The sequence below is a fragment of the Vibrio sp. 1562 genome (assembly GCF_033340155.1).
Classification (GTDB): domain Bacteria; phylum Pseudomonadota; class Gammaproteobacteria; order Enterobacterales; family Vibrionaceae; genus Vibrio; species Vibrio alginolyticus.
The window spans coordinates 1-998 of the sequence record NZ_JAWOVY010000132.1 but is presented as its reverse complement, the minus strand read 5'-3'; the positions used below and the strand labels follow the sequence as shown (position 1 = coordinate 998).

The window sequence follows — 998 nt, the reverse complement described above, 5'->3', positions numbered from 1 at the left end:
TTATTGCTGTTGGGTGAAAACTTTACCCCACTCCAATACAGCTTGATGGTGGGTATGATTGTGATGTCTTTACTGCCTCAAATTTTAACGTCGTTGCGCGCAAGAAAAGAAGCAATAACGGTTTAAGTAATCATCCCCATCATATTCAATAGAACGCCCGATTTTGTATCGGGCGTTTTGTTATTCAATACGATCAACTCGCTCTGAGCTGGGCTTGTTTTCGATAAGCAAGCGGTGTGGCACCATATTCTTTTCTGAAACAGGCACCAAAATAAGAGGCATGCTTAAAACCACATAGCTCAGCTATTGCACTGACACTCGCGTCGCTGTTGCACACCATTTGTTGTGCTGTATCTAGTCGTGCAGCCTGCAGCACGTCAGTAAACGTCGTCCCTTCCTTGTTCAACTTTCTTTTTACCGTCGACTCACTCATGTAAACCAGTTTCGCAATTTCTTTGAGCGTCCACGGCTTCGTTAGATCTTTAGAAATCAGCGCGCGAATACGTGAAGACAACGAAGAATATGAACGAGTTTCTGCCTGACTGGCGCTCTGCTCAAAGTGCATCAACAAATACAAAAGCATGCTGTTGATATCGAGCAATTCATCATTTGAACGGTTACCACAGCCCTTTTTCACCATTGCTTTTAATGCTGAGTAAATATCCACGATTCCCGGACGTAAAGTGAAACTCACCGCCACATTCCCCGAGAACACGCCATCGCAAAGCTCGCGGAAGTTCAACTGTTGATTGAGTTTTTCAATGAAACACGCAGCCAGTCTGAAACCCGAAATATTGGCATTTTCTACGAACGAATTGATGGCGATTTGCCCTTTGAAATCCGCGCCAATAGCGACCAAGCAAGGTGGTTCGATAAACTGTTTAATACCTTTAGAATCACATAACTCCAAAGCACAGTTATGGTTTAAGACAATGTAAAAATCCGTCGAGCTAATATCAAACTTTTGATTTATCGGACAGTGTTGCACCTGCCCGTCA

At 43.6% G+C, this 998-nt stretch carries 1 protein-coding gene and 1 pseudogene; one reads left to right on the top strand and one right to left on the bottom strand.

Features of this window, described 5'->3' with window-relative positions:
* Positions 1–126, top strand: a pseudogene (locus tag R7Z49_RS23700) (EamA family transporter); the annotation flags it as partial.
* Between the two features lie 67 nt (positions 127–193).
* Here R7Z49_RS23700 and R7Z49_RS23695 read toward each other — a convergent pair.
* Positions 194–998: AraC family transcriptional regulator (locus R7Z49_RS23695; protein ID WP_318112167.1), on the bottom strand; the 805-nt coding region annotated here is incomplete at its 5' end.